Source organism: Herbaspirillum sp. YR522 (genome assembly GCF_000282575.1).
Lineage (GTDB): Bacteria > Pseudomonadota > Gammaproteobacteria > Burkholderiales > Burkholderiaceae_D > Herbaspirillum.
Genome location: NZ_AKJA01000105.1, coordinates 15,848 through 38,584 on the forward strand (window position 1 = coordinate 15,848; position 22,737 = coordinate 38,584).

Annotated in this window: 24 protein-coding genes, 1 tRNA gene, 1 other RNA gene and 1 riboswitch; of the genes, 15 read left to right on the forward strand and 11 right to left on the reverse strand. The window is 63.7% G+C overall.

The genetic code is table 11. The features are described from left to right. Positions 1–296: 296 nt before the first annotated feature. The 5 genes from recG (at position 297) to ssrS (ending at position 4,514) form a co-directional block, all read left to right on the forward strand. Positions 297–2,402, forward strand: coding sequence for an ATP-dependent DNA helicase RecG (gene recG / locus PMI40_RS13910; RefSeq protein ID WP_008116451.1), 2,106 nt, complete (start codon positions 297–299; stop codon positions 2,400–2,402). 327 nt (positions 2,403–2,729) lie between these two features. After that, positions 2,730–3,440: a tRNA-uridine aminocarboxypropyltransferase gene (locus PMI40_RS13915; protein ID WP_008116453.1), complete on the forward strand. Its 711-nt coding sequence runs from the start codon at positions 2,730–2,732 to the stop codon at positions 3,438–3,440. 140 nt (positions 3,441–3,580) lie between these two features. Further along, the gene (locus PMI40_RS13920; RefSeq protein ID WP_008116455.1) at positions 3,581–3,820 is read left to right on the forward strand and encodes a hypothetical protein; all 240 of its coding nucleotides are present in this window, start codon (positions 3,581–3,583) and stop codon (positions 3,818–3,820) included. After that, a complete protein-coding gene (locus tag PMI40_RS13925; protein WP_008116457.1) occupies positions 3,817–4,131 on the forward strand; it encodes a cell division protein ZapA in 315 nt (104 codons plus the stop codon). Before PMI40_RS13920 ends, PMI40_RS13925 begins: the two co-directional genes overlap by 4 nt. A 205-nt stretch (positions 4,132–4,336) precedes the next feature. After that, positions 4,337–4,514: non-coding RNA, 6S RNA (gene ssrS / locus PMI40_RS23295), on the forward strand. Between the two features lie 90 nt (positions 4,515–4,604). On the opposite strand, the gene nrdR is transcribed toward ssrS, so the two are convergent. Beyond that, the gene (gene nrdR / locus PMI40_RS13930; protein ID WP_008116459.1) at positions 4,605–5,081 is read right to left on the reverse strand and encodes a transcriptional regulator NrdR; all 477 of its coding nucleotides are present in this window, start codon (positions 5,079–5,081) and stop codon (positions 4,605–4,607) included. A 118-nt stretch (positions 5,082–5,199) separates the two neighbouring features. Further along, positions 5,200–6,444: a serine hydroxymethyltransferase gene (gene glyA / locus PMI40_RS13935; protein WP_008116461.1), complete on the reverse strand. Its 1,245-nt coding sequence runs from the start codon at positions 6,442–6,444 to the stop codon at positions 5,200–5,202. A 132-nt stretch (positions 6,445–6,576) separates the two neighbouring features. Further along, a riboswitch (ZMP/ZTP riboswitch) is annotated at positions 6,577–6,678 on the reverse strand. Between the two features lie 165 nt (positions 6,679–6,843). Between glyA and PMI40_RS13940 the strand changes: the two genes are divergently transcribed. The 9 genes from PMI40_RS13940 (at position 6,844) to PMI40_RS13980 (ending at position 13,219) form a co-directional block, all read left to right on the forward strand. Continuing rightward, positions 6,844–7,596, forward strand: coding sequence for an SDR family oxidoreductase (locus PMI40_RS13940; RefSeq protein ID WP_008116464.1), 753 nt, complete (start codon positions 6,844–6,846; stop codon positions 7,594–7,596). Between the two features lie 160 nt (positions 7,597–7,756). Beyond that, positions 7,757–8,206, forward strand: coding sequence for a tol-pal system-associated acyl-CoA thioesterase (ybgC, locus tag PMI40_RS13945; protein WP_008116466.1), 450 nt, complete (start codon positions 7,757–7,759; stop codon positions 8,204–8,206). A gap of 123 nt (positions 8,207–8,329) precedes the next feature. Beyond that, positions 8,330–9,034 carry a protein TolQ gene (gene tolQ / locus PMI40_RS13950; RefSeq protein ID WP_008116469.1) on the forward strand — a complete coding sequence of 235 codons (705 nt, stop codon included), beginning with the start codon at positions 8,330–8,332 and terminating at the stop codon, positions 9,032–9,034. Between the two features lie 3 nt (positions 9,035–9,037). Further along, positions 9,038–9,472 (forward strand): biopolymer transporter ExbD, encoded by a 435-nt coding sequence (locus PMI40_RS13955; RefSeq protein ID WP_008116471.1) that lies wholly within the window; start codon positions 9,038–9,040, stop codon positions 9,470–9,472. Between the two features lie 2 nt (positions 9,473–9,474). After that, a complete protein-coding gene (gene tolA, locus PMI40_RS13960; RefSeq protein ID WP_008116473.1) occupies positions 9,475–10,449 on the forward strand; it encodes a cell envelope integrity protein TolA in 975 nt (324 codons plus the stop codon). Between the two features lie 3 nt (positions 10,450–10,452). Next, entirely contained in the window at positions 10,453–11,730 is a 1,278-nt protein-coding gene (tolB, locus tag PMI40_RS13965; RefSeq protein ID WP_008116475.1) for a Tol-Pal system beta propeller repeat protein TolB, read from the forward strand. 48 nt (positions 11,731–11,778) lie between these two features. Next, positions 11,779–12,300, forward strand: coding sequence for a peptidoglycan-associated lipoprotein Pal (gene pal / locus PMI40_RS13970; RefSeq protein WP_008116477.1), 522 nt, complete (start codon positions 11,779–11,781; stop codon positions 12,298–12,300). A 5-nt stretch (positions 12,301–12,305) separates the two neighbouring features. Continuing rightward, on the forward strand, positions 12,306–13,061 hold the full coding sequence (gene ybgF, locus PMI40_RS13975; RefSeq protein WP_008116479.1) for a tol-pal system protein YbgF: 756 nt from the start codon (positions 12,306–12,308) through the stop codon (positions 13,059–13,061). A gap of 82 nt (positions 13,062–13,143) precedes the next feature. Beyond that, positions 13,144–13,219: transfer RNA gene (locus PMI40_RS13980), tRNA-Lys, on the forward strand. 145 nt (positions 13,220–13,364) lie between these two features. Here the strand turns inward: PMI40_RS13980 and PMI40_RS13985 are convergent. The 5 genes from PMI40_RS13985 to PMI40_RS14005 all read right to left on the reverse strand — a co-directional run bounded on the left by PMI40_RS13985 (position 13,365) and on the right by PMI40_RS14005 (position 18,176). Next, positions 13,365–14,462, reverse strand: coding sequence for a malate/lactate/ureidoglycolate dehydrogenase (locus PMI40_RS13985; protein ID WP_008116481.1), 1,098 nt, complete (start codon positions 14,460–14,462; stop codon positions 13,365–13,367). 86 nt (positions 14,463–14,548) lie between these two features. After that, positions 14,549–15,715 (reverse strand): acetylornithine deacetylase, encoded by a 1,167-nt coding sequence (argE, locus tag PMI40_RS13990; RefSeq protein ID WP_008116483.1) that lies wholly within the window; start codon positions 15,713–15,715, stop codon positions 14,549–14,551. Beyond that, positions 15,708–16,385 (reverse strand): DUF1028 domain-containing protein, encoded by a 678-nt coding sequence (locus PMI40_RS13995; RefSeq protein WP_008116486.1) that lies wholly within the window; start codon positions 16,383–16,385, stop codon positions 15,708–15,710. Before PMI40_RS13995 ends, argE begins: the two co-directional genes overlap by 8 nt. Before the next feature lie 10 nt (positions 16,386–16,395). After that, entirely contained in the window at positions 16,396–16,827 is a 432-nt protein-coding gene (locus PMI40_RS14000; RefSeq protein ID WP_008116488.1) for a RidA family protein, read from the reverse strand. Beyond that, the gene (locus PMI40_RS14005) at positions 16,827–18,176 is read right to left on the reverse strand and encodes an NAD(P)/FAD-dependent oxidoreductase (protein WP_008116489.1); all 1,350 of its coding nucleotides are present in this window, start codon (positions 18,174–18,176) and stop codon (positions 16,827–16,829) included. Before PMI40_RS14005 ends, PMI40_RS14000 begins: the two co-directional genes overlap by 1 nt. 210 nt (positions 18,177–18,386) lie before the next feature. Between PMI40_RS14005 and PMI40_RS14010 the strand changes: the two genes are divergently transcribed. Then, positions 18,387–19,304, forward strand: a complete 918-nt coding sequence (locus PMI40_RS14010; protein ID WP_008116490.1) for a LysR family transcriptional regulator — start codon at positions 18,387–18,389, stop codon at positions 19,302–19,304. A gap of 32 nt (positions 19,305–19,336) precedes the next feature. Here PMI40_RS14010 and PMI40_RS14015 read toward each other — a convergent pair whose 3' ends face one another. The 4 genes from PMI40_RS14015 to PMI40_RS14030 form a co-directional block, all read right to left on the reverse strand. Further along, the gene (locus tag PMI40_RS14015; protein ID WP_008116493.1) at positions 19,337–20,254 is read right to left on the reverse strand and encodes a glyoxylate/hydroxypyruvate reductase A; all 918 of its coding nucleotides are present in this window, start codon (positions 20,252–20,254) and stop codon (positions 19,337–19,339) included. 37 nt (positions 20,255–20,291) lie between these two features. After that, positions 20,292–21,401: a TauD/TfdA family dioxygenase gene (locus PMI40_RS14020; protein WP_008116495.1), complete on the reverse strand. Its 1,110-nt coding sequence runs from the start codon at positions 21,399–21,401 to the stop codon at positions 20,292–20,294. Between the two features lie 74 nt (positions 21,402–21,475). Further along, positions 21,476–22,000: a flavin reductase gene (locus PMI40_RS14025; RefSeq protein ID WP_008116497.1), complete on the reverse strand. Its 525-nt coding sequence runs from the start codon at positions 21,998–22,000 to the stop codon at positions 21,476–21,478. Next, a complete protein-coding gene (locus tag PMI40_RS14030) occupies positions 21,990–22,712 on the reverse strand; it encodes a class II aldolase and adducin N-terminal domain-containing protein (RefSeq protein WP_008116500.1) in 723 nt (240 codons plus the stop codon). Before PMI40_RS14030 ends, PMI40_RS14025 begins: the two co-directional genes overlap by 11 nt. Between the last annotated feature and the right edge of the window lie 25 nt (positions 22,713–22,737).

Sequence of the window (22,737 nt, forward strand, 5' to 3'; positions counted from 1 at the left end):
AGCGGCCGGCATCGGGGTGCCTCATGGGCATGGCCAGCCGACCAAACCCGCTATTTTACGCTGTCCTGCACGCTGCCTGCGGTTTTGCGATGGCTGGCCGTCCTTGCCCGTGGCCATCGTCGGCGGCGCACCAGGCCGGACTGGCGGCCGGCACGCTGCGCTTGCACCGGGCGCCGTCGGCAAGCGAGCGGCGCCGCCCCAGAAAGTCGCGATACACTGTAATTAATCACAGTACAATAGCGACATCCTGTTGACCTGCCCACAGGCGCCGCGGCGCGCCTGCTTTCCGCCCTCACATGCCCGTCACCGCAAAACAGCCTCCCGGCAAGACGCCGACCAAGAAAAAAAGCGCCAAGGGGACGGCAGCCCAGCCCGAGAACAAGCTGGTCAAGCTGGGCCTGCACAACGACATGGACCTGGCGCTGCATCTGCCGCTGCGCTACGAAGACGAAACCACCTTGATGAGCATCGCCGAGGCTTCGCTGCATGGCCTGCAGACGGTCCAGGTCGAAGGCGTGGTGACGGCCTGCGATGTGCAGTTTCGCCCGCGCCGCCAGCTGGTGGTCACCATCGGCGACGACAGCGGCCAGCTGGTGATGCGCTTTCTCAACTTCTACGGCAGCCAGACCAAGCAGCTGGCCGAAGGCACCCGGGTGCGGGTGCGCGGCGAACTGCGGCATGGCTTCTTCGGCGCCGAGATGGTCCATCCGTCGTACAAGGTGGTCAACCTCGATGCGCCCCTGCCCGAGGTGCTGACCCCGGTCTATCCGGCCGGCGAGGGCCTGTCGCAGGCGTTCCTGCGCCGCGCCATCGCCAATGCGCTGGGCCGGCTCGACTGGAGCGACACGCTGCCGGCGTCGATGCTGGACACCTTGCAGCTGGCGCCCTTCGAGGCTTCGGTGCGGCTGCTTCACAATCCTCCGCCGGAGGTCGACGAACATGCGCTGATGGAGCGCTCGCATCCGGCCTGGGTGCGCATGAAGTTCGACGAACTGCTGGCCCAGCAACTGTCGCTCAAGCGGGCACAGGCGGCGCGCCGCGCCAAGAGCGCGCGGGCGCTGCCGGTCACCGGCCATGTCACCCAGGAACTGACGCGGGTGCTGCCGTTTCGCTTGACCGCTGCCCAGGCACGGGTGCTCGACGAGATCCGCGCCGACCTGCGCGCGACCTATCCGATGCAACGCCTGCTGCAGGGCGACGTGGGCAGCGGCAAGACCGTGGTGGCGGCGCTGGCTGCGGCCCAGGCCATCGACAGCGGTTGCCAGGCGGTCTTGATGGCGCCCACCGAAATCCTGGCCGAACAGCATTTCCGCAAGATCGCAGCCTGGATGGAGCCGCTCGACATCGGCGTGGCATGGCTGTCGGGCAGCCAGAAGAAGAAGGAAAAGAGCGAGGCCCTGCAGCATATCGAATCGGGCGCGGCGCGGCTGGTGGTGGGCACCCATGCCCTGATCCAGGACACGGTGCAGTTCCAGAACCTGGGCCTGGTGATCGTCGACGAGCAGCATCGCTTCGGCGTCGGGCAGCGCCTGGCACTGCGCAACAAGAGCATCGTGCCCGGTGCCCAGTCCGATGCCCTGGTGCCGCACCAGCTGATGATGTCGGCTACCCCGATACCGCGCACGCTGGCCATGACCTATTACGCCGACCTCGAAGTGTCGGTGATCGACGAGCTGCCGCCGGGGCGCTCGCCCATCGTCACGCGCGTGATCGACCAGAACCGCCGCGACGAAGTCATCGAACGGGTCCATGCGGCCGCCCTCGAGGGCAAGCAGATCTACTGGGTCTGCCCGCTGATCGAAGAATCCGAGGCGCTGCAGCTGCAGACTGCCACCGACACCCATGCCACGCTGTCGGCGGCCCTGCCCGGCCTGACCATCGGCCTGGTGCATGGACGCATGAAACCGGTCGACAAGCAGGTGGTCATGGAAGGCTTCAGCCGTGGCGCCGTGCATGTGCTGGTGGCCACCACCGTCATCGAGGTCGGGGTGGACGTACCCAATGCATCGCTGATGGTGATCGAGCACGCCGAGCGCTTCGGGCTGTCCCAGTTGCACCAACTGCGTGGCCGGGTCGGGCGCGGATCGGCTGCCAGCGTCTGCCTGCTGCTCTACCAGGGGCCGCTGGGGGGTACCGCCAAGCAACGGCTGGCGACCATGCGCGAGACCACCGACGGCTTCGAGATCGCCCGCCGCGACCTCGACATCCGCGGCCCCGGTGAGTTTCTGGGCGCGCGCCAGTCGGGCGAGGCCATGCTGCGCTTCGCCGACCTGGCCACCGACCAATGGCTGGTGGAAAAAGCCCGGGATACCGCCCAGGCCCTGCTCGACAACGCCCCCGATATCGTCGACCGCCACCTGACCCGCTGGCTCGGCGGACGCGAGGATTACCTGAAAGTGTAGGCCCGCTGCGGACTGGCGCGCGGTGCGCAGGATGTCAACTGGCACGCCAGATCGTGCGCTGCGTGCCCTCTGTCGCAATGATCAAGAAAAAACTGGCACGTAACCTCATGCGTTAATCAACGGAATGTTCGCGGAACGTCGATTGACTCCGTTGTTTTCGCACGCCAACCTACGTGATCGGCGAGATTCCTTTTATTTTTCCCCATCTTTACATCGATCTGGAACTCGCCATTGTTGCAAAGCAACGCAGCGTCGACGCGGGAGGCGGAGGATAACCGCAGCGCCGATGGCCATAAGAATCGCAGTTCAGATAACGAGGAACCTTCCATGCTAGTGTCGAGCCACGACCCATTCCAACCGGCGCGCCGGCCACTGTGTCCGCGCTGCCAGCGCGCCCAGTCGGCGTGTATCTGCCACTGGATCTCGCCCATCAACCATGCCTTCGACGTGCTGATCCTGCAGCATCCGGGCGAATCCAACAACGCCAAGAACAGCGCCCGCCTGTTGCACCTGAGCCTGCCACACAGCCGCCTGGCCGTCGGCGAGATCTTCGAACCGACCGAGCTCAAGACGCTGTTGTTCGGCCCCTCGCTGCTGCCGTCCGAATTTACCGAAGGCGACAGTGCCGGCGCCGAACCCGAGATGCATCCGATCCTGCTCTATACCGAAGACGCCGGCACCCCGGCCAGCTCCCGCTTCGATGCCCGCACCATGCTGATCGACGAGGTCCATCCGGTCGAACGGCTGCGCCTGGTGATTCTCGATGGCACCTGGCGCAAGAGCCGCAAGATGTTCTACGAAAACCCGCTGTTGCAGGCGCTGCCCAGGCTGGCCCTGGTCGATACGCCACTGTCGCAGTACATCATTCGCAAGGCACACAAGCCCGAGCAGCTGTCGACCCTGGAGGCGGCCGGCTACGCGTTGATGCAGCTGGAACGCAACAGCGAGAAATATCATCCGCTGCTCAATGCCTTCGATGGCTTCATCCTGCAACAGGGCTATCTGCGTATCCATGCACAGGCGGCGCGACGCACATGATGTTGGCCGGCAGGCAGAGCGCGCGTGCCGCTTTGGTGTGCGGTGCGCCAATGGGCATATAATTGCGAGATCCTGAAAATTGACGATTGCCTTCATGGCGCGCAATCCACGCTCAATCCCACCCGCGACCACCAATAGACATGAGTTCAGAATTCCAGCAATTGGCAGATAAAGTCAGCCAGCTCGCCCGGCTGGCACAAGGCCTGCGCGACGAAAACGCAGAACTTCGGCGCAACGTCAAATCGCTTGCCGAGCAGAACGCAGAATTGAACCTGCGCGTCGACCAGGCCTACGATCGTGTCTCGGCCATCCTGTCCACATTGCCCGTGGCCGAAGTCGATGAGCTCGACGACGCCTCCGCCGAACAGGAGACCGCATGACCATCCAGATCCAGGCCACCATCATGGGCCAGTCGTATACCCTGGCCTGCCGTGAAGGCGAACAGGCGGCGCTGCATCATGCGGTCAGCTACCTCGACCAGAAGATGCGCGTCATCCGCGACGCCGGCCGCATCAAGGGCACCGACCGCATCGCCGTCATGGCCGCGCTCGGGATTGCCGCCGAGTTGCTGTCGACCCAGCATGGCGAAGGTCCGTTTGCCGGCCTGACGCTGGCCGAATGGAAGCAGCAGATCAGCAATATCAATGAAGTGCTGGACCAGGCTCTTGCGCCACAGGAAAAGCTGTTCTGAACTGCCACTTGCCTTGCCCGACGGCCGTCTTCGGACGGCCGTTTTCGTTGACGGTCGACGTTGGCAAGACGACAAATCGTCCCAGCCGTCGGGACACGATGCCGCCGTGCCTGGCCCTGGCTCGGGCGCAATGACATCCGGTTACAAATCAGGGATTATTTTTATAACTAAACCTTGGTATGGCGACTCGAATGAGTTAGACTTTGTACTCCTGCCGTGTTCGCGATTGCCATATATTCCTTGAACCATTTACGAGCATAGGTTGTGGGACCGTTCGATGGGCGTGAGCGTCGCTAGACCGATGAACCCGAAATTGAACTACTGCAGCCAACTTGAACCTGTAAGGTTCAGGATGCCGGCACAGCGGCACAGGCGGGGCTTAATTCCCCATGGAAAACGGCTGCTTACGCAGCCGTTTCTATTTCCTGCCTTGCATTCCCGACCGACCTTCTGCTGCGCGGCCATCGTGGCGCTCACTGCTCACGCTTGCGCGTCTTGCGCTCGCTGCCCACCTCGGCAATCGCGTCCTCGAACTCGGTCACGTCCTCGAAGCTCTTGTAGACCGATGCGAAGCGGATATAGGCGATCTTGTCCAGGCGCTTCAACTCCCGCATCACCAGTTCGCCGATCTGACCCGACATCACCTCGCGCGCCCCGCTCTGCAACAGTTTTTCCTGGATGCTCTGCAGTGCCGCGTCCAACGCCTCGGCCGACACCGGTCGCTTGCGCAACGCCAGCATCAGGCTGCCACGCAGCTTGCCTGCATCGAAGTCGGTGCGACTGCCGTTCTTCTTGACGATCACCGGCAAGGTCAGCTCGATCCGCTCGTAGGTCGTGAAGCGCTTGTCGCACGCATCGCAGCGACGACGACGCCGGATAGAGCTGCCATCCTCGGCCACGCGGGTGTCGAGTACCGGGGTATCTTCGTGATTACAGAATGGGCACTTCATGGCGGCAATGAGACCAATCGTTGAATGTTGCTGAAAAGCCGGATAAGACGACGGCGTCCTGGGCGGACGCCGTCTCTTGCCGTCTGATGCGACCCTGTGCCAGGGCCGCGGGCCAGGATCAGCCGTAGACCGGGAAAGCGTCGGTCAGCTTCTTGACCTCTACCTTGACCCGTTCGATGGTCGCGGCGTCATGCGGATTGTCCAGCACATCGGCGATCAGGTTACCGACCTTCTCTGCTTCGGCTTCCTTGAAACCGCGGGTGGTCATGGCCGGGCTGCCCAGGCGGATGCCCGATGTCACGAACGGCTTCTGCGGATCGTTGGGAATACCGTTCTTGTTGCAGGTGATGTGGGCGGTACCCAGGATCGCCTCGGCTTCCTTGCCGGTCAGGTTCTTCGGCTGCAGGTCGACCAGCATCACGTGCGACTCGGTACCACCCGAGACGATACGCAGGCCGCGCTTGATCAGGGTCTTGGCCAGCACATCGGCGTTCTTGACCACCTGTTGCTGGTAAGCCTTGAATTCAGGCGACGCCGCTTCCTTGAATGCCACGGCCTTGGCGGCGATGACGTGCATCAGCGGACCACCCTGTATGCCGGGGAAGATCGCCGAATTGATGGCCTTCTCGTGCTCGGCCTTCATGAGGATCACGCCGCCGCGTGGGCCACGCAGCGACTTGTGGGTGGTCGAGGTGACGAAATCGGCGTGCGGCACCGGGTTCGGATAGACACCTGCGGCGATCAGGCCGGCGTAGTGCGCCATGTCGACCATGAAATAAGCGCCCACTTCCTTGGCGATCCGTGCGAAACGCTCGAAATCGATGCGCAGCGAATAGGCCGATGCGCCGGCGATGATCAGCTTGGGCTTCTTTTCGCGCGCCAGGGCTTCCATGGCTTCGTAGTCGATCTCTTCTTTCTCGTTGAGGCCGTAAGACACCACGTTGAACCACTTGCCCGACATGTTGAGCGCCATGCCATGGGTCAGGTGACCACCTTCGGCCAGCGACATCCCCATGATGGTGTCGCCCGGCTTGAGCATGGCGAAGAACACGCCCTGGTTGGCCTGCGAACCCGAGTTGGGCTGCACGTTGGCGGCTTCGGCACCGAACAGCGCCTTGAGACGATCGATTGCCAGTTGCTCGGCGACATCGACGAATTCACAGCCGCCGTAGTAGCGCTTGCCCGGATAGCCCTCGGCATACTTGTTGGTCAGCTGCGAACCCTGTGCTTCCATCACGGCCGGCGAAGTGTAGTTCTCGGAAGCGATCAGCTCGATATGCTCTTGCTGGCGGGTGTTTTCCTTCTGGATGGCGGCCCACAGGTCCGGATCGGCCTTGGCCAGGGTCAGGTTCTTGTCAAACATGGTTTCTCCAATTGATGAGATGCGACCGAAAATCGCGCAGTCACCGGACGCGCCGGTCGGACGGTCGATTTTCAAAATCGAATGAGGGCCAAAACTTAGGGGAATGACGGGCAGCCTCAGTCGTACTATCCATTCGGCTACCCAGGCGCACGGCTGATGAAAAATCTCACGCTTCCCGATGGATACCCATCTTGACCGGACTGATCCGGTCTTTCGCCAGTCACGTGAGACGAAATGGTGAACGCATTGTATTAAAACGGCGCGATTTGGGCAAGATTCTCGCTGCAAGCGGCAACGAAGCGAAGGGCCGCGCCAGGAGGCGCTTTCGGCTACAATTTCGTCTTTCGCCCGCGCCACCCGGTGCAGGCGCACCGGATATAGAACACAGGAGAATTGCAGATGGTCGTCTTGATTACAGGAGCAACCGCGGGATTCGGCGCCGCCATGGCTCGCAAGTTTGTCGCCAACGGCCACCTGGTGATCGCCGCCGGCCGCCGCAAGGAGCGCCTCGACGACCTGGTGGCCGAACTGGGCGCCGAGCGCGTGTTGCCGCTGGTGCTGGACGTGACCGACAAGCAATCGATCCAGTCCGGCCTGGGCAGCCTGGCCGGCCAATGGCAGCAGGTCGACGTGCTGATCAACAACGCCGGCCTCGCGCTGGGCCTGGGCCCGGCCCACGAAGTGGCCCTGTCGGACTGGGAAACTATGATCGACACCAACGTAAAGGGCCTGGTCACGGTGACCCACGCGCTGCTGCCGGCAATGGTCGCGCGCGGCACAGGCACCATCATCAACCTGGGTTCGGTGGCGGGCGCGTATCCATATCCGGGCGGCAACGTCTACGGCGCCACCAAGGCCTTCGTCGACCAGTTCACCCTGAACCTGCGCGCCGACCTGGTGGGCACCGGCGTGCGCGCCACCAACCTGGCGCCCGGCCTGTGCGGCGGCACCGAGTTCTCCAACGTGCGCTTCAAGGGCGACGATTCGGCCGCCTCCAAGGTCTACGAAGGCACCACCCCGCTGACTGCCGATGACATCGCCGAGGCCGCGTTCTGGGTGGCCACCATGCCGGCCCATGTCAACATCAACTATATGGAGTTGATGCCGACCTGCCAGGGTTTCAGCCCCTTCAACATCAAGCGCAAGCAGTGATTAACCCAGCTCGAGATTGAGGTAGAATGGCGCTTTCGCCGCAACTGGCACGGCCAGGGCGAAGGCGTCACGCAGGCGGCGTCCAGGCAATCGTGCAACATTTCATGACAGCAACCCTCCGTGCAGCTGCCCCTTCCCGATCTCCAATAACAACAAGCATATGAGTGCTGTGCGCAGTCTTTTCGACTGGAAGGTCCGAGTCTATTACGAAGATACCGACGCCGGTGGCGTCGTGTTCTACGCCAACTACCTCAAGTTCTTCGAGCGCGCCCGCACCGAATGGCTGCGCTCGCTGGGGTTCGGCCAACACCGGCTGGCGGCCGACCTGGGCGCGCTGTTCGTGGTCAAGAACACCGCCGTCGACTACCTCGCCCCGGCACGGCTGGATGATGAACTCAAGCTCACGGTCGCGGTCGAAAAATTCCGAAATGCCTCCATTGCGTTCGTTCAGGAGGCCTGGCGCCAGCCGTCGGGCAATGGCGCCGGCGAGCACGGCGAACCGCTGCTGCTGGCCCGCAGCCAGATCACCGTGGTCTGCATCGACGCCGCCACGTTCCGCCCGCAGGCGATCCCCGGGCAGTTGCTGGCAGCGATCAAGGCACAGTCATGATGTCCTACGTGCTCAGGCGCCGGTGGCTGCTTGCCAAGGTTTTCTTGACATGCGCCAATGGCGCGATCGACTAAATTGTTTTAAAACCACCTTTCCTTTGACTTGCAGGCTGCAGCCCTCCACATGAACGTCACACAAGACTTGTCCTTCATTTCCTTGGTCGCCAACGCGTCCATCCTGGTGCAACTGGTCATGCTGCTGCTGTTGTCAGCCTCGATCATCAGCTGGACCTATATCTTCCGCAAGATGTTCGCCATTCGCAGCGCACGGGTGCAGACCGAGGAATTCGAACGGGTCTTCTGGTCCGGCGGCAACCTTGCGGCGCTCTACCAGGACGCCCTGTCCAACCGCCGCAAGGCCGGTGCCGGGGGCGGCGCGCTGGAACGCATCTTCCAGGCCGGCATGGGCGAATTCAACAAGGCCAAGGCCTCGGTCGCCGCGCGCGGCGGCGCGGTCGAATCGACGCTGCTGCTCGACGGCGCCCGGCGCGCCATGCGTGCGGCCTACCAGCGCGAGATGGATGCGCTCGAATCGCACCTGGCCTTCCTGGCATCGGTCGGTTCGGTCTCGCCCTATGTCGGCCTGTTCGGCACGGTGTGGGGCATCATGAACGCCTTCCGTGGACTGGCCAACGTGCAGCAGGCCACGCTGTCGGCGGTGGCGCCCGGTATCGCCGAGGCGCTGATCGCCACCGCCATCGGCCTGTTCGCAGCGATTCCGGCGGTGGTGGCGTATAACCGCTATTCGCACGACATCGACCGCCTGGCGATCCGCTTCGAGAGCTTCATCGAAGAATTCTCCAACATCCTGCAACGTCAGGCGCGCTGAACGATGGCCGGCTCATCGATGCGCGGTGGTCGTCCCCGCAAGTTCAAGTCCGAGATCAACGTCGTGCCCTATATCGACGTGATGCTGGTGCTGCTGATCATCTTCATGGTCGCCGCCCCGGTCACCAACCCGAGCGTGATCAACCTGCCCACGGCCGGCAAGTCGACCCAGCCGCCGGCCGACTATATCGAGATCGCCCTCAAGCCCAATACCCAGGCCACGATCCGCGTCAGCGGACCCAAGAGCGGCGGCAAGAAGGCCGAGACCGTTACCGGCAAGGTCGACCTGGCCGAGCGGCTGCAGGCATTGCACGCCGACAATCCCGAGCTGGCAGTGATGATCTCGGCCGACAAGGAAATCAAGTACGACGAGGTGGTGCAGGTCATTTCGGAAGCCAAGAAACAAGGGATCGTACGGGTCGGCCTGGCCACCAAGTAACCATGAGCGAGAACGCCCCGTACCATATTCCCAAGGCCCCGGGCCGCTGGCGCGCCATCATGCTGGCGCTGGTGATGCACGTCGCCCTGTTCCTGTTCTTCTGGATCGGCATCCGCTGGCAGAACGAAGTGCCATTGACGGTCGAGGCCGAGATCTGGGACCCGGTGCCCAAGGAAGCCGCACCGTTGCCGGTGCCGCCGCAGCCTGAACCGCAGCCGGTGGTGGAGCCGCCCAGGCCGCAACCCGAACCGCAGCCCGAACCCAAGCCGGCCCCGCCCAAGGTAGTGGACGAGCCCAAGGTCGACAAGCCCGACATCGCGCTCGAAAAAGAGAAGAAGCGCAAGGAAGAGCTCGAGAGAAAGGCCGAGGAACGCAAGGCCGAAAAGGAACGCGAGAAGAAGGAACAGGCCGAGAAGGAAAAAGCCGCCAAGGAAAAGGCCGAGAAAGAAAAAGCGGAACGCGAGAAGAAAGAAAAGCTCGAAGCAGACAAGCTGAAGAAAGCCAAGGAAGAAAAACAGAAGGAAGACGAAGCAAAGAAGAAGGCCGACGCCGAGAAGCAGGCGGTCGAGAAGAAAAAGCAGGCAGCCGACGCCAAGGCCGCGGAAGCACGACGCCAGGAAGACTTGAAGCGCATGATGGGCCAGGCCACCAGCAGCAGCGGTGGCACCGGTACGGCGGAGAAATCGCAGGGGCCCAAGGGCAACCCCGATTACGCCAACAAGCTGCGCGCCAAGATCCGCTCCAACACGGTATTTGACGTGCCGGGCGACCTGAGCGGAAACCCCGCCGTGGAGTACACTGTCGAACTGTTCCCGGACGGCACCGTACGCAGCGTGCGCAACACCAGGCAGTCAGGCGTGCCGGGCTTCGACGATGCAGTGCGCCAGGCCATCATGAAGTCGCAGCCCTACCCGGCCGACAAGGATGGCAAGGTACCGTCCAGCTTCTCCTTCACTCATAAACCGAAAGATCAGTAAACGATGAGAAATGTCCGTTACCTGACCAGCATTGCAATGGCCGCCGTGGGGCTGGCCTTTGCACCTGCTTCGCAAGCCCAGTTGCGCTTCGAGATCACCGGCGTGGGCGCGACCCAGATCCCGATCGCCATCGCCGCCTTCCCGGGCGAGGAATCGGCGCAGCAGAAGATCACCGCCATCGTCAAGGCCGACCTGGCCCGCAGCGGCATCTTCAAGCTGATCGACAACAGCGACGCCCTGTCGGACTCCTCGGCCATCAACTACGGCGACTGGCAAAAGCGCGGCGCCAATGCGCTGGCCGTGGGCAGCGTCCAGAGCCTGGCCGACGGCCGCTTCGATGTGCGCTATCGCCTGTTCGACACGGTACAGTCGAGCCAGCTGTCGGCGCTGTCGTTCGGCAGCCAGCCGCAGCTCATGCGCCTGACCGCGCACAAGATCGCCGATGACATCTACCAGAAGCTGACCGGCATCCCGGGCATCTTCTCGACCCGCATTGCCTATGTCACCAAGTCCGGCAGCGAATATCGCCTGGAAGTGGCGGACGCCGATGGCGAAGGCAGCCAGGTGGCGTTGCGCTCGAACGAACCGATCATCTCGCCGTCCTGGTCGCCCGACGGCACCAAGGTGGCCTATGTCTCGTTCGAGATGAAGAAGCCGGTGGTCTACATCCAGAACCTGGTCACCCGCCAGCGCTCGGTCGTGGCCAACTTCAAGGGCAGCAACTCGGCCCCGTCGTGGTCGCCGGACGGCTCGCGCCTGGCCGTGGCACTGACCCGTGACGGCTATACCCAGGTCTACATCATCAACGCCGACGGCACCGGCCTGCGCCGCCTGACCAACACGGCCGGCATCGACACCGAGCCGCGTTTCTCGGCCGATGGCGGCAGCGTCTTCTTCACCAGTGACCGCAGCGGCGGCCCGCAGATCTACAAGGTCAGCGTCGACGGCGGCAACGCCCAGCGCGTGACCTTCAACGGCACCTACAACATCAGCCCCCGCGTCTCGCCCGATGGCAAGACGCTGGCATTCATTGCACGTCGCGATGGTCGCTTCCAGCTCTATGCGCTGGACCTGACCAACGGCCAGGAGCAACGTCTGTCCGACACCGATCGCGACCAATCGCCCAGTTTTGCCCCCAACGGCAAATACATCATGTACGCGACGGAATCTGGTCGTCGCGGATCCCTGGCCATCGTTTCTGTAGATGGCCGTTTCAAGCAGCGTCTCACGACGCAGGTCGGTGATATCAGGGAGCCGACCTGGGGTCCGTTCATGAAATAAACTTTCTAACAGTCATTACGACATTCATCACGACAGGAGTAATCCAAAATGCGCACTATCAGCACCTTCGCCCTCATCGTCTCCAGCGCTGTCCTGCTGGCCGCTTGCTCGTCCACCAAACTGGATGACAAGAACGCACCGGTTGAAAGCCGCGCCGGCGCCGGCAATGGCGCCGACACCCGTACCGTTGGCACCGTCAATGCCGGTTCGACCGACCCACTGAACGACCCGCAAGGCGTCCTGGCCAAGCGTAGCGTGTACTTCGACTACGACAGCTACAGCATCAAGGACGAGTACCGCACCGTGGTCGAAAACCACGCCAAGTACCTGGTCGCCAACAAGGGCCGCAAGGTCATCGTGCAAGGCAACACCGATGATCGCGGTGGCGCCGAATACAACCTGGCCCTGGGCCAGAAGCGTGCCGAAGCCGTGCGCAAGGCACTGGTCCTGCTGGGCGTGTCCGACGCACAGGTCGAAGCAGTTTCGTTCGGCAAGGAAAAGCCGAAGGCACTGGGTCAGGATGAAGCGTCGTACGGCGAAAACCGTCGCGCCGACATCGCTTATCAGTGATCGACATGGGTACCGCTTTCAGATTGAAAACGGTAGCTGTGGCGGCCTTCATGGCCGCCACGGCCTATTTACCGCTCACCGCCCATGCGGGCCTGTTTGACGACGAAGAAGCGCGCAAGGCGATCCTGGACATTCGCTCCAAGATCGAGGCATTGCAGCGCGACGTGGCCAACAAGTCCGACAAGAACAGCGCACTGACACTCTCGGACCGCAACGATAACCTGCAGTCGCAGATTTCGGCACTGCGTGGCCAGATCGAAGTGCTGACCAACGAGATCACCAACGCCCAGCAGCGTCAAAAGGATTTCTACGTCGACCTCGATGCCCGCCTGCGCAAGCTCGAACCGCAGCAGGTCACGGTCGATGGCCAATCGGTTGCCGTGGGCATCCCCGAACAGCAGGCCTATGATGCGGCACTGTCGCAGTTCAAGGGTGGCGACTACAAGGGCGCCGCCAATGCCTTCGGCGACTTCATCAAGCGCTACCCGCAATCGGGCTATGCCGCATCGGCCCAGTATTGGCAGGGCAATTCGCTATATGCCCAGCGCGATTACAAGGGCGCCATCGCGGCCCAGCAGAACGTAGTAAAGAGTTACCCCGACAATCCCAAGGTCGCCGACGCGCTGTTGAACATCGCCAGCTCGCAGGCCGAACTGAAGGACAAGGGCGCCGCCAGGAAGACGCTGGAGCAATTGATTGCCAAGTACCCCGGCACGCCAGCGGCGCAAACCGCCAAGGACCGCATCGCATCACTGAAGTAATCGGCTCCGGCGGTTTTTTGCATAGTGTTATGCATTGCAATTTGACACGCGTAATCGAGTCTGACTATAATAGCGGTCTTTCGGGTCGTTAGCTCAGTTGGTAGAGCAGCGGACTTTTAATCCGTTGGTCGCAGGTTCGAGTCCCGCACGGCCTACCAGAAACAAGGTGTTGAAATCCAGGCACCTACAAGAAAGGGTTACATGTTTTCGCATGTAACCCTTTTTTCATTTTTGCGATCATGTCACCCACAGGACGCCCAGATTCGCCTGCAAGGGGATACATCGGGCACAAAGGCGGCTACCTTACGATGCCAGGCAAGCAATTGCCGACAACGGCCCCGGCGCTGCGCCGCGAACCTCTTGCACGGCCTGGGCAGCCCGATCCAGCTCAGTCAGGGTCATCGGATCCAACGTGATGCCATCGGCACGCTCTTGCCTGCGGCGGCGTTCGGCGTCGCCCGGCAGCTGGACTTCTGCATGTCCCCGCATCAGCCCGGAGCTGCGTACCCAGTCCACGAAAGCCCCGATTTCCGTCCCGGCACTACTGCTGCCGGCCAGTGCCTTGGGGTCGAGCACCACGGCGAACATGTTGTTCCAGATCGCGAAGCGATGCTTGATCGTCTCCGGACGGATGGTGTGTCCGCCGGTGATCGCTCCAGCCAGCAATTCGCACATCACCGCCAGCGCGTAGCCCTTGTGCTCGGCGAACGAGCGCAGCGCGCCGGACGGTCCGCTTTCCGGATACATCACAGAGGGATCGTTGGTCGGCAGGCCCTCGGCATCAAGCAGGCATCCGGGTGGCACCTCCACGCCCTTGTTCTTGGCGACGCGTACCTTGCCCAGCGCGATGTTGCTGGTGGCGAAGTCGAGCACGATGGGTGGTGCGCCTGCTACCGGCAGGCCGATCGTGAAGGGGTTGGTGCCAAAGCGTGCCTGCGTACCGCCGTGCGGTGCCACGATCGGTCGGGTCACCACGTTGACGAAGTGGATCGCGATCAAGCCGGCCTGGCAAGCCTGCTCCGCCCAATGGCCGATGCGGCCAAGATGGTGGGAGTGGCGCAGGCCCATGACGCACACGCCGTGAGTCCTTGCGCGCTCGATCGCCAGTGCCATCGAGGCCGCACCAAGCGCCTGCCCCATGCCGCCGTTGCCATCAAGACTGAGCATGGTGCCGCAATCCTGCAACACCACGGGCTGCTGGTTCAGGCGGATTTCGCCTTGCTGCCAGGATTTGACGTAAAGCGGCACCATGCCGACGCCGTGCGAGTCGTGCCCGCTCAGGTTGGCGGCGACCAAATGATCGGCGATCAATGTTGCTTCGCGCTCGTCGGAGCCGATGGCGCGCCACAGATCGCACAACCAGCTGTGCATTGCCTGCGGAGAAATCTTATATGTACTCATGTCAGTCTTCATTTCGATAAATAATAAAAATACCCCTGATGCCGGCGCTCCTGCATAACGTCATTCTTGCGATCATGCGTGCCGTGTCATGGCAGTGCGCCGCACAAGGCATCGGCCAATTTGACCAGCATGGCATCGCAGCGCTCCAGCTGTTCCAGCGTGACGTACTCGTCCGGCTTGTGGCCCTGGTCCATGCTGCCCGGACCGCACACCACGGTCGGTATGCCCGCCTCGGTATACAGACCGCCCTCGGTGCCAAAGGCCACCGTGCCGAAATCGTCCGATCCCGCAATCGCGGCCAGCAAACGGGCGGCATCGCTGTCGCGCGCCGTCGCCAGCCCGGGGTAGGCGTTGAGCTCCTGCAGCCGGATGTCGGTATCTCCCTGTACCGCGCGCATGCGCGGCAGCAGTTCAGCGGTGGCGTAATCCTGCAAGCGGCTGACCACCTCGCCTGCGTCGTCGCCTGGGATCGAGCGCACTTCAAAATCGAACTCGCACTCGGCCGGGACGATGTTCAATGCGCGTCCGCCCCTGATCAATCCGGTCTGCACCGTGGAGAACGGCGGATCGAAACGCGCATCGCGGCGTGCCGGATCGGCCAGCGCCTCGCCGATCTCTTCCAGCCGCCCGACCAGCTTGGCCGCGGCATGGATGGCGTTGACCCCGTACGGGGCGTAGGCCGAATGACAGGCGGCGCCCTTGACGTGGCAGCGCATGGCCAGCTTTCCCTTGTGGCCCAGCACCGGCTTCATCCCGGTCGGCTCGCCGATCAGGCACAGCAGGGGGCGGAACGCACGCTTGCGGATCTCGGCCAGCATGGGCCGCACGCCCAGGCAACCCACTTCCTCATCGTAAGAAAACGCCAGGTGGACGGGATGTTGCAAGTCGCGTGCCCGCAACAGCGGCACCGCCGCCAGCACGCAGGCCAGGAAGCCTTTCATGTCGGCCGCACCGCGCCCGTACAGGCGGCCGTTCGCCTCGCTGGCCTGGAACGGATCGACGCTCCAGGCCTGGCCGTCGACCGGAACCACATCGGTATGTCCGGACAGGATCACGCCCGGCCGGTCCGCCGGCCCGATAGTGGCAAACAGGTTGGCCTTGGTGCGTGCCTCGTTGTAGTACACCTCGCACTCGACGCCGAGCTCCTCGAGGTAAGAGGCCACGAAGGAGATCAGCGCCAGGTTGGAGTCGCCGCTGACGGTGGCGAAGCCGATCAGCTTGGCCGCCAATGCACGGCTCGATGTTTCACTCATCACCGGGCACTCCATAATTGGGTGCCGCCAGCGGATCGCGCGCGCGCGTGACGTAATCCTGCATCTGCGGCTCATAGCGCTTCCACAGCGCCTCCAGTTCCGCGATGGGATCGCCTTCGGTCCAGTCGACGCGCAAGTCGACCAACGGCCACACCTCGGTGCCGGCGATCTTGAGCGCGGCCGAATGAACCGGCCCGGCCTCGCCGCCGGCCTTGAGCGCAATATGCATCGCATGCAGCAAGCGTTGCGCGAGGCTGCCGCCCGACTGCTCGAAGGCCCACACCATGGCCTCGATCACCTTACGGTCGGCCAGCAGGTTGCCAGCCCCCACGCACTGATCGCCGGCGATGGCATTGTTCAGGCCAAGGGCCTCCTTGCCGGTGAACAGGGCTGTCCGCCCCTGCCTGTCGATCACCGTCACCTGCCGGTACGCGCTGAATTCGCGGCGCGCCAGCGCCTGCTGCAAGGCCGCTTCCGGCGCCAGGTTGCGCGACTCCAGCAGATCCAGGATCTCCGGCCCCAGGGCCGGCAGGGTGACGTTCTGCGTGGCCACCGCGCCGACACCAGCGCGTACCCAGGGACATCGCGCGCCAACCGAGATGCTGGACGAACTGATCGCGATGCCGAGCTGCCCGGTGTCACGGCAGCGTCCGACGATGGAGAAGGTCATGTGCTGCTCCTCAGGCCGGTGCCGGCGTCCAGTTGTCGGGGATGACGGCGATCACGTCGATCTCCATCAGCCATTGCGGCTGGCCGAGGGCGCTGATGCACAAGCCGGTGGAAATCGGATACACGCCCTTGAGCCACTTGCCCACTTCCTGGTAGACCGGCTCGCGATAGCGCGGATCGATGATGTAGGTGGTGGTCTTGACGATGTGGGTCAGGTCGCTGCCGGCTTCTTCCAGCAGCTGCTTCACGTTCTTCATGGCCTGCTCGGCCTGGGCCTGCGGATCGCCGAGGCCGACCAGGTTGCCCTCGAAGTCGGTACCGATCTGGCCGCGCACATACACCGTATTGCCGGCGCGCACCGCCTGGCACAGGTCATTGTCGAGCGACTGGTTGGGATAGGTGTCCTTGGTGTTGAACATGCGGATGCGTTGATGGGTCGGCATCATTTCACTCCTGCGAGCTGGTTGCTGGAACACGCCGCTGCCGGCGCGCTGCTGTCGGTCCTTCCCGCATCCACCGGCCGGCCCTGGCGGGCGCGCAGCGATGCGTCGTAGTCGAGGTACTTGCGCTGGTTCACGATGTGGTCCACCACATGCTTGGCGTCGTGCCACACGCCCCAGATGAACGAGGAACCGCGCCGCGACAACCACGGCAGGCCCAGGAAGTAGATCCCCGGCTCCTTGGCCACGCCGCGCTGGTGCTGCGGCTTGCCCTGGTCGTTGAAGGCATCCACCTCCAGCCATCCGTAATCGACCGCGTAGCCGGTAGCCCAGATGATGGTCTTGATATCGGCCGCAGCCAGGTCCAGCGATGCGATCGGATTGGTGACGCATTCCGGGTCGGGCAGGATGCGGCGCGCTTGTGGATCGTCCGGCAGGTCGATGCCGTTGCGCTCGGCATAGGCATCGGCGGCATCGAGCATCGCCATCAGGCTCTGATCGCCGCGCGCCAGGTTGGCGGCCAGGTCATCGGCGAAGCTGACGACGCCGTCCTTGAACGACCTGGTCAGCCCTACCAGCTGCATGCCGCGATGGGCCAGCTTGCGGAAGTCGATCGCCTGGCCGCCGTGGGCGCCGCTCACCGCGATCGTTACGTGCTCGCGCCCGGGAACCGCGATTTCCTTTTCCCACTCGCCGAGCACGCCCAGCCACCAGCAGAAATCGCGGCCGCGATAAGCCCGCGGCGGACGGTCGTGCGCGCCCACGGACAGATAGACGCCACGGCCGGCGCGCTGCAGCTCATCGGCGATCTGCACGCCGGAGGAACCCGCGCCGACCACCAGCACGGCGCCCGCGGGCAATTGCGCCGGATTCTTGTAATGGGCCGAATGCAGTTGCAGCGGGCTGTCGCCCTTGGGCGCGATCGACGGGATCACAGGCCGCTGGAACGCGCCGGTGGCCACCACCACGCGCCGTGCATGAAAGTCGCCGGCCGAGGTCCGCACCAGAAAACCGGGCTGGCCCTCGCGGCGTTGCACGCGCTTGACGTCGACACCGGTGCGGATCGGCGCATTGAAGCGCTTGGCATAGGCGACGAAGTAATCGGCCACCGCTTCCTTGCCGGGGAAGCCATCCGGATCGATGTCGAACTCCATGCCCGGGAAGCGGTCATGCCAGGCCGGCCCGTTGGCCACCAGGGAATCCCAGCGGCAGGAGCGCCACCGCTCGGCGATCCGGTCGCGTTCCAGCACCACGTGCGGAACGTTCTGCCTGCTCAGATGCTCGCTCGCGGCGACACCTGCCTGGCCCGCGCCGATCACCAGCGTATCAATTGACTCTATGTGCGCAGACATGGCTGCCTCCTTTAAAAAATATCCCCGAAACATCCCGCACGCATCACCGATCGGATACGCCGGAATCTGTCCTTCCCAAATCGCAGGCGCGCAAAGGCCCCTGCCGCTACCAAAGCAATTTCTTATGTAAGATACGATTTCAATTCATTCAGGCTATGCGCAGCGCCTGCATCGCAGGCCCGCCGCATCGCCGCCACCGCCGGGACCGACATGAATCCACTGCACTACTCGCTGCGCCAGCTGCGCTATTTCGTGGTGACCGCGGAAGAACTGTCCTTCACCGCCGCGGCCAAGCGCCTGCATATCTCGCAGCCGTCGATCTCGACCGCGCTGGCCGACCTCGAAGCCGCGTTCGGCGTGCAGCTGTTCATCCGCCACCACGCCAGCGGGCTGTCGCTGACCCAGTCCGGGCGCGACCTGCTGGGCAGTGCGCGCAACCTGCTCAAGAGCGCCGAGGAGCTGCAGCTGGCCGCCACCGAACTGGACGAAGGCATGTCCGGCTCGATCTCGCTGGGTTGCATGGTGTCGCTGGCGCCGCCGCTCATGCCCGGCATCATCAGCCGCTTCGTCGCCGAGCACGCCGCGATCTCGTTCCAGACTACCGAAGCCCACCAGGACACCCTACTGGAAGGCCTGCACGACGGCTCGCTGGACATCGCCCTGACATACAACCTCGATATCGACGACGACATCAGCTTCACGCCGCTGGTCTCATTGCCGCCCTATGCCATTCTTCCCAAGACCCACCGCCTGGCCGGTGCGCGCCGGGTGTCGTTGGCGCAGTTGCTCGGCGAACCCTACGTGATGCTCGACCTGCCGCACAGCCGTGAGTACTTCTCTTCCCTGTTCGACGCCGTCGGCGAGCGCCCGGTGACCGCATTCCGCTCCTCGCAACCCGAGGTGGTGCGCGGTATGGTCGCCAGCGGCCTGGGCTTCAGCATCCTCAATTTTCCGCTGAAGTCCACCCGCACCGTCGGTGGCGAGGAATTCGTCGTCAAGCGCTTCAAGGAGGACGTCAAGGCGACCACCCTGGGCATCGCGCAATCGGCTGCGATGAAACCGCGCCAGGTGGTACACCGTTTCGCCGCCTTCTGCGAAACCTACATCCGCAAGCTGCGCATCGGCTGAGCGGCTCGAGCGGCTGCGGCCTCACATGCCCGTCAATAGCCCAGCTCGGAACGCACCTCGTTGTTCAACGGCAGCCCGCCGTTGAGCCGCCGCACGTTGTCGATGATCTGCGCCGCGACGACGTCGGCATCCGAGATCGCCGCGACGTGCGGCGTCACGATGATCTTGTCGTGCGACCACAGCGGGTCATCCACCGGCAGCGGCTCCACCGGGAACACATCCAGCAAGGCCCCGCCCAACACCCCCTGGTCCAGCGCGTCGACCAGATCGCCGGCACGCAGCTGCTCGCCGCGCCCGACATGGATCAGGTAGGCGCCCGGCGCCAGCTTGCGGTACAGATCGCGCGACAGGATATGCCGCGTCGTCGACGTCAGCGGCAGCAGGCACACCAGCACACTGGTGCCATCCAGGAAGGCAGCCAGCTCATCCTCGCCGTAGCCCGTCACGCCATCGATCTCGCTGCGGCGACGCGACCACCCGCGCACCGTGAAGCCCATCGGCGCGAGCAAGCCGGCAACGGTCTTGCCCATCAGGCCCATGCCCATGATGCCGACCACGGTCTTGGCGGCGTTCCCTGTCGGCACGCGTGCCCAGACCTTTGCTTTCTGCTGGGCGCGCATGACGTCGAATTCGCGATACGCATTGAGCACACCCCAGACCACGTACTGCGCCATGCTCTGCGCCTGCTCGACGTCGACGATGCGGCAGATTCGCGCCCAGTGCCGCTGCGCCGAGGCAATGATGTGATCGGCCCCGGCGCCGACACTGTGGATCAGCCGCAGGCCCGGCATGGCGTCGTAGCTGCCGACCGCCGGCGCCCAGCTCACGGCCACTTCGGCCGACGCCGCGGCGGGATCGCCAAGGGCACAGATGTCGAACTCGGGAGCGATCCTCTTGATGGCCTGTGCATATTTCACTGCGGCTCTGTCGGTATATACGATGGTTGTCATATGTCGTTCGGTCTTCCAGAAAAGATCTGTTGCGTCCTCAGGACATCGCCGCCTCGGTGAACGCGGCCTTGCCCGGCATCGCGCCGCCGCGCAAGGTGCCGCCACGGCTGTCGCCCCATTGCGTCGCATGTCCCGGCGGCAGGGCGCGGCTGAACGCGGTGGCCAGCCAGATCCGGGTCAGCACGCGGCGCGCGCCGCTGGAGACGTCATCCACGAAGGCGGTGCGTCCGTGGTAGGTCACATGCTGGTTCATGAACTGCATCTCGCCGGCGGCGAACGGCAGCTGCAGGTGCAGTTCTTCCGCGACTTCGTTGAGCAGGTCCAAGGCCTCGTTCTGCGCGGCGGTGAGACGCGGCACGGTCGGCACTTCCTGGGCCTGCTCGATGTAGGTGCGCGAATACTGGCTGGTGAACTTGCCATCCGGTCCGCGCGCAAACACCGGCATCGCAAACACATTATCCGAACGCTCGCCTTCCTCGTCGGTGGGACGCATGCGCCAGTACGGCTGATACAGCTCGCGCAGCAGGTCCGGACGGCGACGGCCGATCTCGTTGTGGATCGCCACGCTGGAGGCGATCTTGGAATGGCCGCCGTCGATGCCGTTGCTGCTGCACATCAGGCACAGCAAATCGACCTTGTCGGTGTGAAAACGCAATGCGCCGCGCGAGCGGGCGATGGTGCGGGCGGTCTTCACCGGGCCGGGGCCACCATAGGTCAAGTCCTTGCCACCGGTGGTGTCCTGCACGTAGCCGACGATTTCGCCGGCCGCGGTCTGGTAGACCGGCGTGCCGAGATTGGCGCACAGGCCCCAGAAGATGCGCTTCTGGTCGTCCTCGTCGATCTCGTCGACCGGCAGGCCGCCGAGGCGCACCATCCCGCGCCCGTCTTCCAGCTGCGCCGCCATCCAGGCCAGTACTTGCTTCAACTCGTGGATATTGAATCGCTCCGCGTGAAAACCTTCGATCGCCCCGCCCGCGCTGCGCTGTTGGCGCGCCGCGCGCACCAGGGCATCGATCTCGGTGCGGGTCAGCTGGCGGCGCCAGGCGCCGTCGGCCAGCATCTCCTTGCCGTTCCAGCAGCAAGGGCCGGCAATGGGCTGCAGCATCGATTGGTCGAACTTCCATTCCATCCTGCTTGCCTCGTTCATGTTGTCCTCCTCTTGTCCGGTTCCTGTTCTCAACGCCGCCACGGGGCTGGATTCCCGCCCCCTGCCGCGTGCTGTTACAGCGGGTGGTACTGGCGGTTGTAGTAGATCAGGCAGCTGTCCATGTCGTTGTCTTCGATCCGCGCGACTTCGCAGACCAGGATGTCGTGGGTGCCCACCGTCACCCGGTCGGTGATCCGGCAATCGAGCCACAGCGCCGCGCCCTGCAGGGCCGGTGCGCAACCGTCGCGCTCTATCCACTGGCCGTGCGTGAACCGCTCGGCCATGGTCGACTTGCCGGAGAACACCGACGACATGAGCTGCTGGTTGGCGCTCAGGGTATTGATGCACACCACGCCGTTGCCGACGGTGGCGGCATGGGCCGACGACGCGCGGTTCAGGCAGACCAGCACCGTCGGCGGCGTATCGGTCACGCTGCAGACGGCGGAGGCCGAGAAGCCGGCGCGGCCATGCGGACCGTCGGTGGTCACTACGTGAACCGCCGCGCCCAGTTGCGCCATGGCATCCCGGAAGTCCTGTTGTGTCGCGTTCGTCCTCGCCGACAGGGCCTGGTGAGTGGTGACGTGGGTCTTAGTCAGCATAGGAAGGATCCTCCTTGTCCAGAATCCGCTTCATCTCTTCAAAGTGGGCGATGGAGAAGTCGCGGATGCCTTCCCAGTCCCGTGCGGTCTTTTCCGCGACCTCGTCCGACAGCACATTGAGCCGCTGGTGCGTAGCGTAGGCCACGCACAGGATCTGGCAGGCGCGCTCCAGGGTGTACATGTCGTCGAACGCCTCGCCGATGCTGCCCGACGTCACCAGTACACCGTGGTTTCCCATCATCAGCCGCGACTTGCCCTGCAGCAGTGCGACCAGGCGCGCGCCTTCGGCTTCGGTGTCGGCCATGCCGCTGAAATCGCTGTCGACCGCTACGCGGTTGAAGTAGCGTGCGGTGTTCTGCTCGATCGGCTTGATGGTCGGATCGGCCAGGGTCGAAATCGCCGTGGCGTACACCGGATGCAGGTGCATCGCCACCCGGATATGCGGCGCGCGGCGATGCAGCTGTCCGTGGATGGCCCAGGCAGTCGGATCGACCTCTCCGCCCGCCAAGCTGCCCGGGTCGTCGGCATCCAGCAGCAGCAGATCGCTGGCGCGAATGCGCGAGAAGTGCTGCCACTTGCGATTCATCAGGAAGCGCCGGCCATCCTCCGATACCGCCGCGCTGAAATGATTGGCCACGGCTTCGTGCATGCCCAGCCGCGCAAACAGGCGCAAGCTTGCAGCCAGGTCGATACGTAGTTGGTCTTCATCCATTGTCATCTCACCTTATGTCTTGTGG

Bases quoted from the DNA above. Each gene is read 5' to 3' on its own strand.
- recG (WP_008116451.1), top strand. From the start codon at position 297: ATGCCCGTCACCGCAAAACAGCCTCCCGGCAAGACGCCGACCAAGAAA.
- PMI40_RS13915 (WP_008116453.1), top strand. From the start codon at position 2,730: ATGCTAGTGTCGAGCCACGACCCATTCCAACCGGCGCGCCGGCCACTG.
- PMI40_RS13920 (WP_008116455.1), top strand. From the start codon at position 3,581: ATGAGTTCAGAATTCCAGCAATTGGCAGATAAAGTCAGCCAGCTCGCC.
- PMI40_RS13925 (WP_008116457.1), top strand. From the start codon at position 3,817: ATGACCATCCAGATCCAGGCCACCATCATGGGCCAGTCGTATACCCTG.
- nrdR (WP_008116459.1), bottom strand. From the start codon at position 5,081: ATGAAGTGCCCATTCTGTAATCACGAAGATACCCCGGTACTCGACACC.
- glyA (WP_008116461.1), bottom strand. From the start codon at position 6,444: ATGTTTGACAAGAACCTGACCCTGGCCAAGGCCGATCCGGACCTGTGG.
- PMI40_RS13940 (WP_008116464.1), top strand. From the start codon at position 6,844: ATGGTCGTCTTGATTACAGGAGCAACCGCGGGATTCGGCGCCGCCATG.
- ybgC (WP_008116466.1), top strand. From the start codon at position 7,757: ATGAGTGCTGTGCGCAGTCTTTTCGACTGGAAGGTCCGAGTCTATTAC.
- tolQ (WP_008116469.1), top strand. From the start codon at position 8,330: ATGAACGTCACACAAGACTTGTCCTTCATTTCCTTGGTCGCCAACGCG.
- PMI40_RS13955 (WP_008116471.1), top strand. From the start codon at position 9,038: ATGGCCGGCTCATCGATGCGCGGTGGTCGTCCCCGCAAGTTCAAGTCC.
- tolA (WP_008116473.1), top strand. From the start codon at position 9,475: ATGAGCGAGAACGCCCCGTACCATATTCCCAAGGCCCCGGGCCGCTGG.
- tolB (WP_008116475.1), top strand. From the start codon at position 10,453: ATGAGAAATGTCCGTTACCTGACCAGCATTGCAATGGCCGCCGTGGGG.
- pal (WP_008116477.1), top strand. From the start codon at position 11,779: ATGCGCACTATCAGCACCTTCGCCCTCATCGTCTCCAGCGCTGTCCTG.
- ybgF (WP_008116479.1), top strand. From the start codon at position 12,306: ATGGGTACCGCTTTCAGATTGAAAACGGTAGCTGTGGCGGCCTTCATG.
- PMI40_RS13985 (WP_008116481.1), bottom strand. From the start codon at position 14,462: ATGAGTACATATAAGATTTCTCCGCAGGCAATGCACAGCTGGTTGTGC.
- argE (WP_008116483.1), bottom strand. From the start codon at position 15,715: ATGAGTGAAACATCGAGCCGTGCATTGGCGGCCAAGCTGATCGGCTTC.
- PMI40_RS13995 (WP_008116486.1), bottom strand. From the start codon at position 16,385: ATGACCTTCTCCATCGTCGGACGCTGCCGTGACACCGGGCAGCTCGGC.
- PMI40_RS14000 (WP_008116488.1), bottom strand. From the start codon at position 16,827: ATGCCGACCCATCAACGCATCCGCATGTTCAACACCAAGGACACCTAT.
- PMI40_RS14005 (WP_008116489.1), bottom strand. From the start codon at position 18,176: ATGTCTGCGCACATAGAGTCAATTGATACGCTGGTGATCGGCGCGGGC.
- PMI40_RS14010 (WP_008116490.1), top strand. From the start codon at position 18,387: ATGAATCCACTGCACTACTCGCTGCGCCAGCTGCGCTATTTCGTGGTG.
- PMI40_RS14015 (WP_008116493.1), bottom strand. From the start codon at position 20,254: ATGACAACCATCGTATATACCGACAGAGCCGCAGTGAAATATGCACAG.
- PMI40_RS14020 (WP_008116495.1), bottom strand. From the start codon at position 21,401: ATGAACGAGGCAAGCAGGATGGAATGGAAGTTCGACCAATCGATGCTG.
- PMI40_RS14025 (WP_008116497.1), bottom strand. From the start codon at position 22,000: ATGCTGACTAAGACCCACGTCACCACTCACCAGGCCCTGTCGGCGAGG.
- PMI40_RS14030 (WP_008116500.1), bottom strand. From the start codon at position 22,712: ATGGATGAAGACCAACTACGTATCGACCTGGCTGCAAGCTTGCGCCTG.